This window comes from Micromonospora sp. A3M-1-15 (assembly GCF_024213425.1).
In the GTDB taxonomy this organism is placed as follows: Bacteria; Actinomycetota; Actinomycetes; order Mycobacteriales; family Micromonosporaceae; genus Micromonospora; species Micromonospora chersina.
Map to the genome: position 1 here is coordinate 39,066 of NZ_JANAVK010000008.1, position 14,367 is coordinate 53,432.

Annotated in this window: 15 protein-coding genes; all 15 read right to left on the bottom strand. The window is 73.5% G+C overall.

What is annotated here, in order from left to right; genetic code table 11:
- Positions 1-12 precede the first annotated feature (12 nt).
- Complete coding sequence (locus NLX85_RS30405) at positions 13-1,125, bottom strand: methyltransferase (protein WP_254341015.1); 1,113 nt, start codon at positions 1,123-1,125, stop codon at positions 13-15.
- A gap of 54 nt (positions 1,126-1,179) precedes the next feature.
- A complete protein-coding gene (locus NLX85_RS30410) occupies positions 1,180-2,391 on the bottom strand; it encodes a cytochrome P450 (protein WP_254341023.1) in 1,212 nt (403 codons plus the stop codon).
- A 42-nt stretch (positions 2,392-2,433) separates the two neighbouring features.
- Positions 2,434-3,636 (bottom strand): cytochrome P450, encoded by a 1,203-nt coding sequence (locus NLX85_RS30415; protein ID WP_254341031.1) that lies wholly within the window; start codon positions 3,634-3,636, stop codon positions 2,434-2,436.
- Between the two features lie 135 nt (positions 3,637-3,771).
- Positions 3,772-4,212, bottom strand: coding sequence for an SRPBCC domain-containing protein (locus NLX85_RS30420; protein WP_091316681.1), 441 nt, complete (start codon positions 4,210-4,212; stop codon positions 3,772-3,774).
- The gene (locus NLX85_RS30425) at positions 4,209-4,553 is read right to left on the bottom strand and encodes a helix-turn-helix transcriptional regulator (RefSeq protein ID WP_254341033.1); all 345 of its coding nucleotides are present in this window, start codon (positions 4,551-4,553) and stop codon (positions 4,209-4,211) included. The genes NLX85_RS30420 and NLX85_RS30425 overlap by 4 nt, the downstream gene beginning before the upstream one ends.
- Before the next feature lie 3 nt (positions 4,554-4,556).
- A complete protein-coding gene (locus NLX85_RS30430; RefSeq protein WP_091316676.1) occupies positions 4,557-4,928 on the bottom strand; it encodes a VOC family protein in 372 nt (123 codons plus the stop codon).
- Between the two features lie 142 nt (positions 4,929-5,070).
- On the bottom strand, positions 5,071-5,880 hold the full coding sequence (locus NLX85_RS30435) for an ABC transporter permease (protein WP_254341035.1): 810 nt from the start codon (positions 5,878-5,880) through the stop codon (positions 5,071-5,073).
- Positions 5,877-6,899 carry an ATP-binding cassette domain-containing protein gene (locus tag NLX85_RS30440; RefSeq protein WP_254341037.1) on the bottom strand — a complete coding sequence of 341 codons (1,023 nt, stop codon included), beginning with the start codon at positions 6,897-6,899 and terminating at the stop codon, positions 5,877-5,879. Before NLX85_RS30440 ends, NLX85_RS30435 begins: the two co-directional genes overlap by 4 nt.
- Before the next feature lie 101 nt (positions 6,900-7,000).
- On the bottom strand, positions 7,001-7,372 hold the full coding sequence (locus NLX85_RS30445) for a VOC family protein (protein ID WP_254341038.1): 372 nt from the start codon (positions 7,370-7,372) through the stop codon (positions 7,001-7,003).
- Positions 7,373-7,398: 26 nt separating this feature from the next.
- Positions 7,399-9,759 (bottom strand): xanthine dehydrogenase family protein molybdopterin-binding subunit, encoded by a 2,361-nt coding sequence (locus tag NLX85_RS30450; RefSeq protein WP_254341040.1) that lies wholly within the window; start codon positions 9,757-9,759, stop codon positions 7,399-7,401.
- Positions 9,756-10,250, bottom strand: a complete 495-nt coding sequence (locus tag NLX85_RS30455; RefSeq protein WP_254341042.1) for a (2Fe-2S)-binding protein — start codon at positions 10,248-10,250, stop codon at positions 9,756-9,758. Before NLX85_RS30455 ends, NLX85_RS30450 begins: the two co-directional genes overlap by 4 nt.
- A gap of 15 nt (positions 10,251-10,265) precedes the next feature.
- On the bottom strand, positions 10,266-11,144 hold the full coding sequence (locus NLX85_RS33590) for a xanthine dehydrogenase family protein subunit M (RefSeq protein WP_254341044.1): 879 nt from the start codon (positions 11,142-11,144) through the stop codon (positions 10,266-10,268).
- Positions 11,145-11,169: 25 nt separating this feature from the next.
- The gene (locus NLX85_RS30465; protein ID WP_091316658.1) at positions 11,170-12,219 is read right to left on the bottom strand and encodes a methyltransferase; all 1,050 of its coding nucleotides are present in this window, start codon (positions 12,217-12,219) and stop codon (positions 11,170-11,172) included.
- A 139-nt stretch (positions 12,220-12,358) separates the two neighbouring features.
- Positions 12,359-13,378, bottom strand: coding sequence for an ABC transporter permease subunit (locus NLX85_RS30470; RefSeq protein ID WP_254341046.1), 1,020 nt, complete (start codon positions 13,376-13,378; stop codon positions 12,359-12,361).
- Positions 13,375-14,292: an ABC transporter ATP-binding protein gene (locus tag NLX85_RS30475; protein ID WP_254341048.1), complete on the bottom strand. Its 918-nt coding sequence runs from the start codon at positions 14,290-14,292 to the stop codon at positions 13,375-13,377. Before NLX85_RS30475 ends, NLX85_RS30470 begins: the two co-directional genes overlap by 4 nt.
- Positions 14,293-14,367 lie beyond the last annotated feature (75 nt).

Sequence of the window (14,367 nt, forward strand, 5' to 3'; positions counted from 1 at the left end):
CGCGCTGGCCGGTCAGGCCCGGAGCTCGTAGAGGGTGTTGAACGGGCTGGGCTCCATCAGCTTCTCGACGCTCGTGAAGCCGGCCTCCTCGCACAGCCGGCGCAGCAGCGCCGGCGGCAGCCCCATCAGTCCGGCCGGGTCCGCGGCGCCCGCCGCGAGGCCCTGCGGCACGTGCTGGAGGGTGCTGATCGCGTAGAGCATGCTGCTCACCGGCCCGGCGCCGGCCAGCGGCACGTCCTCGCCGTTGGTGGCCAGCAGCAGGAACACCCCGTGCGACTGGAGGGAGTCGTGGATGCGGCGCAGCAGCGCGGCCGGATCGGGCGCCTCGTGCAGCACGTCGATCGCCAGCACCAGCGCCAGCCCGCCGTCGAGATCCTCGGCCGGGTCTGCGGTGCTGAACCGGATCCGGTCCGCCACGCCGGCCGCCGCCGCCTCGGCGCGGGCCCGGCGGACGTTGATCTCGACCGGGTCGTACCCGACGAGTTGCAGCTTCGGGAAGGCCTGGGCGAGCAGGATCAGCGCCCGGCCGTCGCCGCAGTGCACCTGCGTCACCCGCCCGCCGACGGTGAGCTGCTCGGTGAGCCCGTCCACCGCGACCACCCACTGCGGGACGAGCACCTTGCCGAGCCGGTTGGCGTCCTTGTGCCAGACGGTCTCGAACAGCTCCGCCGGGTATTCCTCGGGGTGCAGCCCGGAGCCGGTGCGGAAGCCCTCGATCACACCGTCCAGCACCGCCGACAGCGCCGGCACGAGCCGGGCCATGTCCCCCATGTAGAACGGCCCGTTCTCGTCACCGAGCGCGGCGGCCGGGCCGGGGGGCAGGGCGTACCGGCCCTCGGCGTGCCGGGTCAGGTAGCCGGCGCTGGCCAGGGCCAGCGCCCACTCGCGGACGTACCGCTCGTGGTTGCCGGTGCGGCGGGCGAGTTCCGCGGCGGTGGCCGGCCCCGAGCGGGCCAGGTCGGCGAAGAGGCCGAGCCGGCTGCCGAGGGCGCACATGACGACCACGCCGGCCGCCGACACGTCGCCGACGAAACGCTGCATGAAGGCCATCAGCGCGGACATGTCCAACTGCCCCGGCGGGCCGGGCGGCTGCTGGGCTTCGGAGGTCAGGGTGGGCTGGTTCACGGTGATCACCTCGGAGGGGACGGGGCTCGTGGCCGGTCGGTCGGGGCGGGCGGGTCACCAGTGGACGGGGATCGCGCCCGGGGTCCGGAACGCGGGCACCGGCAGCCACTGGAGCTGGTCCTCGGGCACCGCCAGCCGCAGGCTCGGGAAGTCCCGGGCCAGGCCGCCGAGCAGGGCGGTCAACTCCATCCGGCCGACCGGGGCGCCGAGGCAGTGGTGGATGCCCTGGGCGAAGGTCAGGTGCGGGTTGCGCCGCCGCGCCAGGTCGATCCGGTCCGCGTCGGGGAAGACCGACTCGTCGAAGTTGGCGGCGTTGAACGAGGGGATCACCGGGTCGCCGGCCGGGATGGTCACGCCGGACAGCTCCACGTCGGCCACGGCGATCCGCACCGAGCCGAGGCCGCCACCGGCGGACTGGGAGTGCCGGAGCAGCTCCTCGACGGCGCTCGGCACCAGCTCCGGCTCGGCGTGCAGGGCCGGCAGCCGGGCGGGGTCGCGCAGCAGGTTGAGCACCAGGTGCACGATCTCCGCGGTGACGGGCTGGTCGCCCGCCCCGATCAGGTCGAAGACCAGCGCCACCAGTTCGTGGTCGGCGAGCTGGTCGTCGCCGGTCGGGGCCACCAGGTCGCTCAGCGCGTCCTCGGCCGGTTCCTTGCGCCGGCTGCCGATGAGCGCGGCCAGGTACTGCTGGAGGCCGCCCATGGCCGCCATCTGCTCGTCGGGCGGGACGGCGCCGAAGCTGAAGGCGGTGCGGATCCAGCCGGCGAACGGCTCGTACTCGTCGTCCGGCACGCCGAGCACCGTGGCGACCACCGCGAGCGGCAGCGGCCGGGCCACGGTGGCGAGCAGGTCGGCCGGCTGGTCCGCCGCCGCCAGCCGGTCCAGGTGGGCGGCGACGACCCGGTCGACCCGGGGCCGCAGCCGGGCCAGCCGGGTCGGGTCGAAGGCCCGGGCGGCCAGCCGGCGGACCCGGGTGTGGTCCGGCGGGTCCAGGTAGAACAGCGACGGCAGCGGCGGGACGGGGGCGAGCTTGGGCGCGTCCGGGCCGGTCAGCGCGCGGCGGCTGAACCGCTCGTCGCCGAGCACGGTGAGCACGTCGGCGTGCCGGGTGACCAGCCAGGCCCGGTCACCGGTGGGCAGGACGACCTGGGTGACCGGCTCGTCGGCCCGGAGCCGGGCGTACTGCGGCGGCGGCAGGCAGGGGTCGTCCTGGGGGAACGGGAAGGTGGCGTGGCGCGTGCCGGTCGCGTCGGACTGGGTGCTCATGCTGCGGCCCTCCATGGTCGGATCGGTTTCTGGCCCGCCGGATCACCAGGTGACCGGCAGCGCCCGCAGACCTCGGACGAATCCCTCCGTGCTCCAGGCCAGCTCCGCCTCGGGTACGGCAAGCGCCAGCTCCGGGAACCGGTCGAGCAGCCGCCGGACCAGCTCCTGGAGTTCCAGCCGGGCGAGCTGCGAGCCGAGACAGGCGTGGATGCCGTGGCCGAAGGCGAGGTGCAGGTTCGACTCCCGGTCGAGATCCAGCTCGTCCGGGTGGTCGAAGGCCCGGGGGTCGTGGTTGGCGACCGAGGAGAACGGGAAGACCGTCTCCCCGGCCCGGATCAGCACGTCACCGAGCTGCACGTCCTCGGTGGCGACCCGGGGGAAGACGCCGTGCGCCGTCTGCACCGGGATGTAGCGGAGCAGCTCCTCCACCGCGGCGGGCACCGCGTCCGGGCGCTTGCGCAGCTCGGCCAGCTCGTCGGGGTGGGTCAGCAGCGTGTAGACCAGGTTGCCGACCTGCTTCTCCGCGGTCTCGTGCCCCACCACCAGCAGGGTCACCCCGAGGAAGACCAGCTCGTCCTCGCTGAGCCGGTCGGTGCCGTCCCGGGCCGCCACCAGCTCGCTGAGCAGGTCGTCGGTGGGGCGTACCCGGCGCTGCGCGACCAGCCCGGCGATGTAGCGGGAGAGGTGGCCGAGCGCCTCGGCGGTCTCCTCCCGCGTCCGGGTGAAGATCGACATCGCGGTCTCGGACCAGGCGTCGAACTGCGCCCGGTCCTCCTCGGGGACGCCCAGGATCAGGCAGATCACCCGCAGCGGCAGCCGGGCGGCCACCAGCGACATCAGGTCCGCCGGGGCGCCGGCCCGCTCGACGTCGTCGAGCAGCAGGTCGACGTGCCGGCCGATCTCCGGCCGCAGCTGCTCGACCCGGCGCTGGGAGAACGGCTTCGCCACCAGGCGGCGGATCCGGGTGTGGTCGGGCGGGTCCATGCTGAGCAGGGACACCTGGGTCATCGGCTGCGGGAACATCCGCGGCAGGTCGGCGCCGAGGATCTTCGCCCGGCTGAACCGGCGGTCGGCCAGCACGGTCCGGTTCGCCGCGTGGTCCAGCACCAGCCAGGCCTCGCCGCCGTACGGGAGGGTCACCCGGGAGACCGGCCGCTCGTGCAGGAGCTGCCGGTACCGCTGGTCGATGGTCAGGCCGACGTCCCGGGTGAACGGGTACGCGGGGGCCGGATCGTCACTGCTCACGAGGCCACCTGCCGTTCCGGCGCGATACGGGCGGGGACACCGCTTCCGAGATCAGCGGCGTACGGCCACGCTATGCGTCGGCGACGGGGGGAGGCTTCCTCCACCTTGCTCCGGCGGGCGGGGCCCGCCGGAGGGTCAGGACTCCTGCTCCAGCACGGTGAGCATGGAGCGCACCACGGAGGAGCGCCAACCGCTGCCCATGGTGCGGTGGGCGACGGCCTGGAACGGGCTGTCGAGGTCGAAGCCGGAGTGCTCCATCAGCATCCGGGTGCCCCGGCCCTCGGGCTCCAGCCGCCAGGTGACCACCGAGTCGAGGCCGCTGCCGCTGCGGTCCGCCCAGGTGATCTGGAGCAGCCGCTCCGGCTCGACGGCGAGGACCTCGCAGTGGATGGTGCCGGCGAAGTGCAGCGCCGGCATGGGCTTGGCCTGGAAGGTGAACTGGTGACCGACCACCGGCTTGAAGTCGTTGGGCATCAGCCAGCGGGCCATCAGATCGGGATCGACAAGGATCCGCCACACCTGTGCCGGCGGGTACGGCAGGAACTGGTCGACTTCGATCTTGTCGGGCTCGGTCACACCGGCTTCCCCTCGGTCGCGGACTCCTCGGCGACCAGCGCGGCGAAGTCGCTCATCCGCTCACGCCAGAACCGCTCGTAGGGGGTGAGCCAGTCGCGCAGGTCCATGAGCGGCTCCGGCTCCAGCCGGTAGAGCCGCTTCCGGCCGCTGCGGCGCTCGGTCACCAGGCCGGCGTCGCGGAGCACCTTGAGGTGCTCGGAGACGCTGGGCCGGCGCATGTCGAACGAGGCGGCCAGATCCTGCACCGACTGCGGGCCGCCGTCGCGCAGCAGCCGGATGAGGTCGCGCCGCACCGGGCTGGCCAGCGCCGCGAAGACGTCCACTCCCGTGGCGGAGGACATGGCTCAGCCGCCGGATTCGCGCGTGACGAGGACGAAGCCGTTGCCGTCGGGGTCGACGAAGGTGGCGTCGCGGCCCCACGGCCGGTCGTGCGGGCCGTCGACCGCCACGCCCGCGGCGCGCAGGCGCGCGCAGTCGGCGTCGAGGTCGTTGGTCTCCAACTGGACTCCCTGGAGGTCACCTGGCCCGAAACCGGTGCGACCCGGCACCAGAACGATACCAGTGGCGCCCTTTTCCGGACCCACCTGCAACCAGCGCATCGGCCCCATGGTCAGGTCCTGCACGACCGTCAACCCCAGCACGTCGGCGTAGAACGCCTTCGCCCGGTCCTGGTCCGACACGGAGACCGTGATGAGCCTGATCTGGGTGATGGTCATGGACAGGACGATAGGTAGGAAATTTCCTACCTGTCAACCGGGTGACGAGACTATGGCAGCGGATGAGAAACACGACGGCGGTCCGTGCCGAGCCACCCCGGGACGGGCGACACGGCACGGACCATCGCGCGGGAGCGGCCGGTCAGCGGCTCCGGTAGCGGGCGATGGCCAGGCCCGCGAAGACCACGATCAGAGCGATGATCCAGATCAGCGCCCGGGTGACGTAGTAGCCGGTGCTGTGGCCGAGCAGCGCCTCCGCGGGGGCGCCCTGGGTGAGGGTGCGGACCGCGTTGACCACCACCGTCACGGGCTGGTGCTCGGTGAACGCCTGGAGCCAGCCCGGCATGCTGGACGTGGGCACGAAGGCGCTGGACGCGAAGCTGATCGGCATCACGATGAACGAGATGCCCTGCGCCGCCTGGACGCTGCCGGCCAGCAGCCCGACCGCCACGAAGATCCAGACGAAGGCGAACCCGAAGAGCACCAGGAGGCCCAGCGCGCCGAGCGCGGAGCCCCAGTCGGTGTGCACCCGCATCCCCACCGCGAAGGCGATGGCGATGGTCGGGATGAGCACCGCGACGGTCATGGCGAGGTCGGCGAGGACCCGGCCGGTGAGCACGGCGCTGCGCGGCATGGGCAGCGACCGCAGCCGGTCGAAGAGGCCGCCGACGTGGTCCTCGGCCACGCCGAGCGCGGTGCCGATGGTGGCGAACATGATGCCCACGGTGAGCAGGCCGGGCGCCATGAAGTCGACGTAGCGCATCGTGCCGGTGCCGATCGCGCCGCCGAACACGTACCGGAAGATCAGCAGGAACGCCACCGACTGCACGATGCGCAGGATCAACAGCTGGGGCGTACGCCGGTAGATGCGCAGGGCACGACCGGTGAGCACGCCGACGCTGGGCAGCAGGCGGGCGTTGTTGGCCGGGTGCGGCGCGGCCACGGCGGTCATCGGGAACTCCTCGACACGGTCTCGGGCTCGATGCCCGCGGGGGACTCGGGCGACCGCGGCTCGGCGCCACGGGGCTCGCCCGCCGGGGTCGACCCGGTCAGCGACAGGAACACCTCGTCGAGCGTCGGCCGGCGCAGGGCCACGTCCTCGACGTGCACACCCAGCTCGCTGACCTCCTGCAACGCCTCGCGGAGCCGCTCCGGGCCGGAGTCGACCGCCACCGAGGCCATCAGCGAGCCGTGGTCGACGACCGGCGTCTCGGCGCCGATCCGGGTCAGCGCCCGCACGGCCGGGTCGAGATCCTCCCGGTCGCGGACGTGGATCTCCACGATGTCGCGGCCGGCCCGGCTCTTCAGCTCCTTGGCCGTGCCGGAGGCGATGACCTGCCCGTGGTCGATGATCAGGATGGTGTTGGCGAGCCGGTCCGCCTCCTCCAGGTACTGCGTGGTGAGCAGCACGTCGGTGCCCTCGGTGGTGAGCGCCCGGATGGTGTCCCACAGCTCGATCCGGCTCTGCGGGTCGAGCCCGGTGGTGGGCTCGTCGAGCAGCAGCACCTGCGGGCGGCCGACCAGGCTGGCACCCAGGTCGAGCCGGCGCCGCATGCCGCCGGAGTAGGTGCGGACCAGCCGGTCGCCGGCCTCGCCGAGGCGCAGCCGCTCCAGCGTCTCCTCGGCGCTGGCCCGGGCGGTACGCCGGTCCTGGCCGAACAGCCGGGCGATCATCTGGAGGTTCTCCCGCCCGGTCAGCGCGGGCTCGACCGTGGCGTGCTGCCCGGCGAGGCCGATGAGCTGGCGGACCCGGGCCGGTTCGGCGGTCACGTCGATGCCGCAGACCCGCAGCGTGCCGCCGTCCGGGCGGGTGAGCGTGGAGATCATGCGCAGGAAGGTGGTCTTACCGGCCCCGTTGGGGCCGAGGATCGCGGCGACCTGGCCGGACTCCAGGCGCACGTCGAGCCCGTTGAGGGCGACGACCTTCCCGAAGGACTTGCTGAGGCCCACGGCCTCGATCATCAATGACATGGCACTCTCTCAACTGAGGACCGGGAGTCCGTCGGGCCGTGCCGGCTCGGGCCCCGACCCCGGGGGGAGAGGTCGGGGCGGCCGAGCCGGGGCGCGTCGACCTACTGGCCGCCGTGCGCCGACATGAGGACGAAGCCGTTGCCGTCCTGGTCGGAGAAGTTCGCGTCACGACCCCACGGGCGGGCGTTCGGCCCGTCCACCTTGACGCCGGCGGCGCGCAGGCTCTCGCAGTCGCCGTCGAGGTCGTCGGTGTAGAGCTGGACGCCCTTGAGGCCGCCCACGGGCACACCCAGCACGCTCGGCAGCAGCGCGAAGCTGACCGGCGATCCCTTGGGCGCCACCTCGAGCCAGCGCATGGGCCCCATCTGGGAGTCCTGCGACACCTCGAAGCCGAGCTGCTCGACGTAGAACTGCTTGGCGGCGTCCTGGTCGGACACGGGCACGGTGATCAACTTGATTCCCTTGATGCTCATGCCGACGACGATAGGTAGGGAACTTCCTACCTGTCAAGCAGGTCCGCGGGTGTCGCGCCGGCCTTGCGCAGCGCCGCGAGCACGAACGACGGGGTCACCGACTGCTGGGTGATCTCGATGCCCAACGCGTCGGAGAGCGCGTTGGTGATGGCCGGCGGCGCGCAGATGGCGCCTCCCTCACCGACCCCCCGGTGGTCCGGCGGACCGGCCCCGGGCTCCGGGCCGAGGTGCACGATCTCGATCGGCGGCACGTCCGCCGCGGTGGGCAGCAGGTAGTCCCGCAGGGTCCCGGTCAGCGGCCGCGCCGCCTCGTCGTAGTGCAGCCGCTCGTGGAGCACCCCGCCCAGTCCCTGGGCCGTGCCGCCGCGGATCTGCCCCTCGACCACGGCCGGATTGATCATCGAGCCGCAGTCCTCGACCACGAGGTACCGGCTGATCTCGATCTGGCCGGTGCCCGGGTCCACCCGTAGCCAGCAGCAGTGGGTGGCCTGGGCGAACCCGCCGTCCGCCCCGTCGTGGGTGGCGGTGGCCGCCAGCTCGGTCGGCGTGTCCGGGGGCAGGTAGGCCGGGGCCAGGGAGACCATGCCGGCGAGCTGCACCATGGTCAGCCCGGTCGCCGGCCGCTCCCGCACGAAGACCCGGCCGCCGCCCAGCTCCAGCTCCTCCGGCGGGGCGCCCAGCATCCCGCTGGCCAGGCGGAGCACCTGATCGCGTACGGCCCGGGCGGCCCGGGCCGCCGCGCCGCTGCCGAAGGTGGCGGACCGGCTCCCGCCGGTGCCCACCATGCTGAACGGGGTGGCGTCGGTGTCCCCGTGCACCACCCGCACGGCGGTGTACGGCAGCCCGAACTCGGCCGCCACCACCTGCGCGAGCGTGGTCTCGTGCCCCTGCCCGTGCGGGACCTGCGAGGTGAAGAGGGAGACCTCGCCGGTCGGTTCGACGCGGACCCGGGCGGTCTCCTTGCCGCCGCCGGACATGGCGAGGAACTCGGGCCCGCCCGGCGACGGCTCGATGAAGGTGGCCAGCCCGAAGCCGAGCACCTCGCCGCGCTCCCGGGCGCGCCGCTGCTCGGCGCGGAACCGGGGCAGGTCGGCCAGCTCCAGCGCCCGGTCCAGGGTGGCCGGCGCCCGCGTACCGTCCAGCCGCCACCCGGCCGCCGTCCGGTACGGCTGCTCGGCCGGCGTGACGAGGTTGCGCCGCCGGATCTCCTCCGGGGCCAGCCCCAGCTCACCGGCGATGATGTCGAGCAGCACCTCCCGGGCCCAGGTCTCCACCGCCCAGGGCCCCCGGTACGCCACGTACGGCCCCTTGTTCGTGCAGACCGTGCTGACCTCGAAGTCGTACGCGGGGACCCGGTAGGGGCCGGGGATCAGCAGCCGCAGCGCCAGAGTGAAGAACGCCGGGTTCATGGGGATGACCGAGTACGCCCCGATGTCCATGACCAGCCTCGCCCGCAGCCCGAGCAGGGTGCCGTCCGCCCGTACCGCCGCCTCCAGGTGCAGCGACTCGTCCCGGGCGTGCCCGCCGACCAGCAGGTTCTCCCGGCGGTCCTCGATCCACCGCACCGGCCGGCCCGTCCGCACGGCCGCCGCGCACACCAGCAGGTCCTCCCGGGTGATGCCCCACTTCGACCCGAACGAGCCACCGATGTCGGGCACCACCACCCGGACCCGGTGCGGCGGCAGCCGCAGGTGCGCGGCGAGCACCATCCGCATGAGGTGCGGCGCGTGGGCGCTGGCGTGGTACGTCAGCTCGCCGCCGGCCGGCTCGTACGCGGCCAGCCCGCCCCGGGTCTCCAGCGGGGCGGCCATGTACCGGTGCTGCCGCAGGGTCCGGCCGATCACCCGGTCCGCCCGGCGGAAGGCGCCGTCGACGTCGCCGTACCGTGCGCTGTCGTGGTACGGCACGTTGCCGGGCGCCACGTCGTACAGGGCCGGGGCGGCCGGATCGAGGGCGGTCGCCACGTCCGGCACCGGGGGCAGCTCGTCGTACCGGACCTCGATCAGCTCCAGCGCGTCCTCGGCCAGGTAGCGGCTCTCCGCCACCACCATGGCCACCGGGTCGCCGACCAGCCGGACCCGGTCGTCGGCGAGCGCGGTGTGCACGAGCTGGGTCATCCCGGGGATCGAGGCGTCGAAGCTGACCGGGCCGAGCGTCCCGGCGAGGTCCGCCGCCGTGAACACGGCGACCACCCCGGGGGCGGTCCGGGCCGCCGAGGCGTCCACGGTGATCCGGGCGTGCGGGACGGTGCTGCGGAGGAACGCCGCGTGGGCCAGGTGCGGGGCGGTCAGGTCGGCCACGTACCGGCCCCGGCCGGTGAGCAGGCGCGGGTCCTCGATCCGCCGGGCCGGGCTGCCGATCCGGCCCTCCTCGGGTCCGCCGCTCATCGGGCCGCTCCGTCCGACGCGGCCGACCGGCGCCGCTCCGCCGCGGCGAGCCGGACCGCGTCCACGATGCTCTGGTAGCCGGTGCAGCGGCAGATGTTGCCGGCGAGCGCGGACCGGATGCCCGCGTCGTCCGGGTGCGGGTCGTCGGCGAGCAGCCCGTGCGCGGCCAGCAGCATGCCCGGGGTGCAGAAGCCGCACTGCAGGGCGTGGCACCGGCGGAAGGCGTCCTGCACCGGATCCAGCTCGCCCGGGGCGGCCAGCCCCTCGACCGTGGTGATCTCGTGGCCCCGGGCCTGCACGGCGAAGAGCAGGCAGGCGTAGACCGGCTCGCCGTCGAGCAGCACCGTGCACGCGCCGCAGGCGCCCTGCTCGCAGCCGACGTGCGTACCGGTCAGCCCGAGATCCTCGCGGAGGAAGTCGGCAAGCGTCCGGCGCGGCTCGACCCGCCCCTCCCGGCGTACCCCGTTCACCAGCAGCTCGACGGACTCCATGCGTCGCTCCCCAGGTCAGTGTGTCGGTCGGGCCCGGCGCGCCGCCTCGGACAGCGCCCGCCGGACCAGGGTCACCAGCACCTCGCGGCGGTACCCGGCGTCGGCCTGGACGTCGCCGGCCGGCTCGACCTCGGCGGCGACGCCGGCCGCAGCCTCCGTGATCGCCTCGGCGTCGAGGGGCCCGCCGCGCAGCGCCCGCTCCACGCCGGGCAGGCGGCGCGGCGCCGGGCCGCCGCCCAGCACCGCCACCCGGGCGTACGCGCACCCGCCGTCACCGCCCCGGCCGAGCACCACGGCGGCGCCGGCCAGCGCGAAGTCCCGCGCACGGCGGCCCAGCTCGTGGAAGCCGTGGCCGGCGCCGGCCGGCGGCACGGGAAACCGGACCCGGGTCAGCACCTCGGCCGCCCGCAGCACCGTGCCGCCCGTCGCGGTGTGGAAGTCCCCGGCCGCGACCTCGCGCTCCACGCCCCCGATGCCGGCGAGGACCAGGGTGGCGTCCAGGGCGAGCGCGGCGGCGGGCAGTTCGGCGGCCGGATGCCCGAGCGCCAGGCTGCCGCCCACGGTGCCGCGGTTGCGCACCTGCGGGTGACCGATCCGGCCGACCGCCTCGGCGAGCAGCGGCAGCCGGGCCGCGATCACCGGGGACCGCTCGACGGCCCGCTGCCGGGTGAGCGCGCCGACGGTCACCGAGCCGGGCTCGTCGCGGATCCCGGCCAGCCCGGCCACCCCGTTGAGGTCGACCAGCACCCGGGGCCGGGCCAGCCGCAGCGCCATGAGCGGCACGAGGCTCTGCCCGCCGGCGATCAGCGTGGCGTCCGGGCCGTGCCGGGCGAGGAGGTCGTGCGCCTCGGCGAGGCTGGTCGGGGCGTGGTGGTCGAAGGGTGCCGCCTTCACGCGCCACCTCCCTCGGCTCGGCCGGTCAGTCCTCGGCGCGGCGGGTCTCCAGGATGCTGTGCGTGGAGGCGGTGGGCAGGATCCGGACCAGCTCCAGGCCGGCCCGGTCGAACACGTCGCGGAACTCCTGCTCGGTCCGCTCGTAGCCGCCCGGCGTGTTGAGCCGCACCCACATGCCGGCCATCAGGTACTTCAGCGGGCGGCGCGGCGGCGCGGGCACCAGGTGCGCGGCCACCAGGATCCGGCCCGACGGCGGCAGCACCTCGCGGACCTTGCGCAGGATCTCCACCGACTCGTCGTCGCTCCAGTCGTGCAGCACCTGCTTGAGCACGTACGCGTCGGCGCCCGGCGGCACCCGGTCGAAGAAGCTGCCGCCGACGCAGGTGTAGCGGTCGGCGACGGCGCTGCCGGCGACCCGCGCCCGGGCCCGCTCCACCACGGGCGGCAGGTCGAACAGGACGCCCTCGATCCCCGGGTGCTTGAGCAGGATCTTCTCCAGGAAGGTACCCTCACCGCCGCCGAGGTCGACGATGGTCTTGACGCCCTCGAAGTCGTACGCGTCGACGATCGCGTCGTCCTTCGGCCCGGAGAAGATGGTCTGGGCCCGGCTGAACACCGCGTACTGGTCGCGGTTGGCCGTCATGTAGTCCCAGATGTCCCGGCCGAAGACGTGCTCGAAGGCGGGCTGGCCGGTGCGGATGGTGTGCAGCACCTCGGCCGGCTCCCACACCTTCCACGCCCACTCGGCCCCGAGCATCTCGGCGATGCCGTGCAGCGAGTTCGGCGCGTCGCTGATCAGGCAGCGGGACTCCTCGGTGTGCGCGAACACCCCCGGCTCGACCTCCTGGAAGATCGACTCACTGGTCAGCGCCCGCATGAAGAGCAGCAGCACGTCCCGGTCCCCGCCCACCTCGGCGGCCAGCTCGTCGATCGACTTCGGACCGTTCCGGAGCCGGTCCGGCAGGTCGAGGCCGGCCGTGGCGACCTGGATGCAGACCGAGGTCAGCCGGCCGAGCAGCTTCTCCAGCACGGTCACCGACACGGGAGGTGCGAACTGCTGCGGTGGGTTTTCCATGGCTCGGCCTCCCGTTGCCCGTCGGCTGCGTCGCACTCAAGCTATCCAGGCGGGACGTACCGGATCTTCTTCTCCGTTGCTGGAAAAGCGTCCGGCCGGCGGTCACCGGGACCGCCGGCCGGACGACACGCGCCGGGGCTCAGCTCGGTCGGCGCTGGAGCCGCCAGAACCCGAAGCCGGCCAGCAGCCCGGCCAGCACCAGGTAGAACGCCGACTCCAGCCACTGGAACGACCAGTACCGGCTGGTCGGCTGGTACGCGATCTCCACGTGCACGTCGTGCTTCGCCAGGCAGACGGCGGTGTCCCCGTACGGGCCCTCGGCCGTGCCGGTCTCCGGGGCGTTGGTGAAGCACTCGTTGAAGATCCCCTCGTCCAGCGGCTCGCCCGTCTTCGTGAGCAGCTCGCTGACGTCGGTGACCCAGGCGTCCGGCACGGTCAGGCCCTTGACCACCGGCGCGCCCGTGATGCTGCCCAGGCTGCGGGCCTGGTTGATGGCCTGGACGGTCATCGGCATGGTGAGGTGCTCCGCCGGCAGGAAGTGCGGCCGGATCACGTTGGGCACCAGGAACTGGAAGACCACGAAGGCCAGGATGGTCAGCGCCATGGCCGGCACGGTCCGGCGCACCAGCAGCCCGATGAGCGTCCCGAGCACGAAGGCGAACGCCGCGTACGCGATCGGCGCGATGTTCCGGGCGCCGAACAGGATCGTGCTGAACCGGTTGTCGGCCACCTGGTCCACCGGGCTGGCCGCCCAGGTCAGCAACAGGCTGGCCGCACCCGCCACCACCATGCTGGCCAGCCCCACCAGGGCCAGCTTGACCGCCAGCCAGTGCCGGCGGGTCACGCTCTGGCTCCAGACCAGCCGCTGGGTGCCGGCCTCCAGCTCCCGGGCCACCAGGGGCGCGCCCCAGAACATGCCGAGCAGACCCGGGATGAGCCCGAGCAGCGCGGCCAGGTAGAGCAGGGTGTTCTCGTAGTCGGCGCTGAACTGGCTCAGCTGCGGGCCGCAGTCGGCCAGGCTGGCGCACTGCGCCCGGTAGTTGTCGTAGGACTCCCGGATGTCGAACCCGAGATAGAGGAAGTACGCGGCGATCAGGGCCAGGCCGATGACGCCGACCAGGGCCTGCCCGCGGAACTGCCGCCAGGTCGTCCAGATCACCGTACGGCCTCCCCCGCCATGGCGTCCGCCAGGCCGGCGGAGACGCCCGCCGCCCGCGTCATGTAGCTGAGGACCATCTCCTCCAGCGAGACCGGCTCGACGCTCCACGGCGTGCGCGGCAGCGCGCCGGCCACCCGCACCACCGCGCGGCTGTACTGGTCGGTGTGCTGCATGCGGATGACCTCGACCTCAGCCGGCAGCCGGTCCAGCTCGCCGCGTGGGGCGACCAGCCGGTGGTGCTGGGCCAGCAGGTCCTTCACCTCGCCGGCGACCTGCACCCGGGAGGCGCAGAGCACGATGAGGTAGTCGCAGACGCGCTCCACGTCGCTGAGCAGGTGCGAGGAGAGGATCGCGCTGGCGCCCAGCTCGGCGACGAACTCCATCAGGTTCTGCATGAACCCGTCCCGGGCCAGCGGGTCCAGCGCGGCGGCCGGCTCGTCGAAGATCAGCAGCTCCGGGCGCTTCGCGGCGGCGATGGTCAGCGCCAGCTGGGCGCGCTGGCCGCCGGAGAGCCGGCCCGCCTTCTGCTTGAGGTTGAGCCCGACCTGGGCGATCCGCCGGTCGGCCAGGGACTGGTCCCAGGACGGGTTTAGCTTCGCGCCCATCCGCAGGTGGTCAGCCACGGTGAACGTGCCGTAGACCGGGGTGTCCTGCGCGACGAACCCGACCTTGGCCAGGTGCGCCGCGTTCGCCGCCGGAGGCGAACCGAGCACCCGCAGGGTCCCCGCCGTCGGCGTGATCAGGCCGCAGGCGAGGTTCAGCAGCGTGGACTTCCCGGCGCCGTTCGGCCCGACCAGGCCGACCACCCGTCCGCGGGGGACGTTGAGGTTGCAGTCGGCCAGCGCCAGCCGCTTGCCGTATTGCTTCGTCAGACCCTCGGCCTGGAGTGCGGGATAGGAATTCTCCTGTGGCATAGCGTCAATCCTGCGGATCGCCGTCTGCCGCAGCATCGGTCCAAAGTAGGGTCGGCGCTCCTGGCTACCGTACTT

Excerpts from the sequence above, each read along its gene's own strand:
- NLX85_RS30410 (WP_254341023.1), bottom strand. The coding sequence starts at position 2,391 with ATGAGCACCCAGTCCGACGCGACCGGCACGCGCCACGCCACCTTCCCG.
- NLX85_RS30445 (WP_254341038.1), bottom strand. The coding sequence starts at position 7,372 with ATGAGCATCAAGGGAATCAAGTTGATCACCGTGCCCGTGTCCGACCAG.
- NLX85_RS30465 (WP_091316658.1), bottom strand. The coding sequence starts at position 12,219 with ATGGAAAACCCACCGCAGCAGTTCGCACCTCCCGTGTCGGTGACCGTG.
- NLX85_RS30475 (WP_254341048.1), bottom strand. The coding sequence starts at position 14,292 with ATGCCACAGGAGAATTCCTATCCCGCACTCCAGGCCGAGGGTCTGACG.
- NLX85_RS30450 (WP_254341040.1), bottom strand. The coding sequence starts at position 9,759 with ATGAGCGGCGGACCCGAGGAGGGCCGGATCGGCAGCCCGGCCCGGCGG.
- NLX85_RS30440 (WP_254341037.1), bottom strand. The coding sequence starts at position 6,899 with ATGTCATTGATGATCGAGGCCGTGGGCCTCAGCAAGTCCTTCGGGAAG.
- NLX85_RS30425 (WP_254341033.1), bottom strand. The coding sequence starts at position 4,553 with ATGTCCTCCGCCACGGGAGTGGACGTCTTCGCGGCGCTGGCCAGCCCG.
- NLX85_RS30430 (WP_091316676.1), bottom strand. The coding sequence starts at position 4,928 with ATGACCATCACCCAGATCAGGCTCATCACGGTCTCCGTGTCGGACCAG.
- NLX85_RS30455 (WP_254341042.1), bottom strand. The coding sequence starts at position 10,250 with ATGGAGTCCGTCGAGCTGCTGGTGAACGGGGTACGCCGGGAGGGGCGG.
- NLX85_RS30435 (WP_254341035.1), bottom strand. The coding sequence starts at position 5,880 with ATGACCGCCGTGGCCGCGCCGCACCCGGCCAACAACGCCCGCCTGCTG.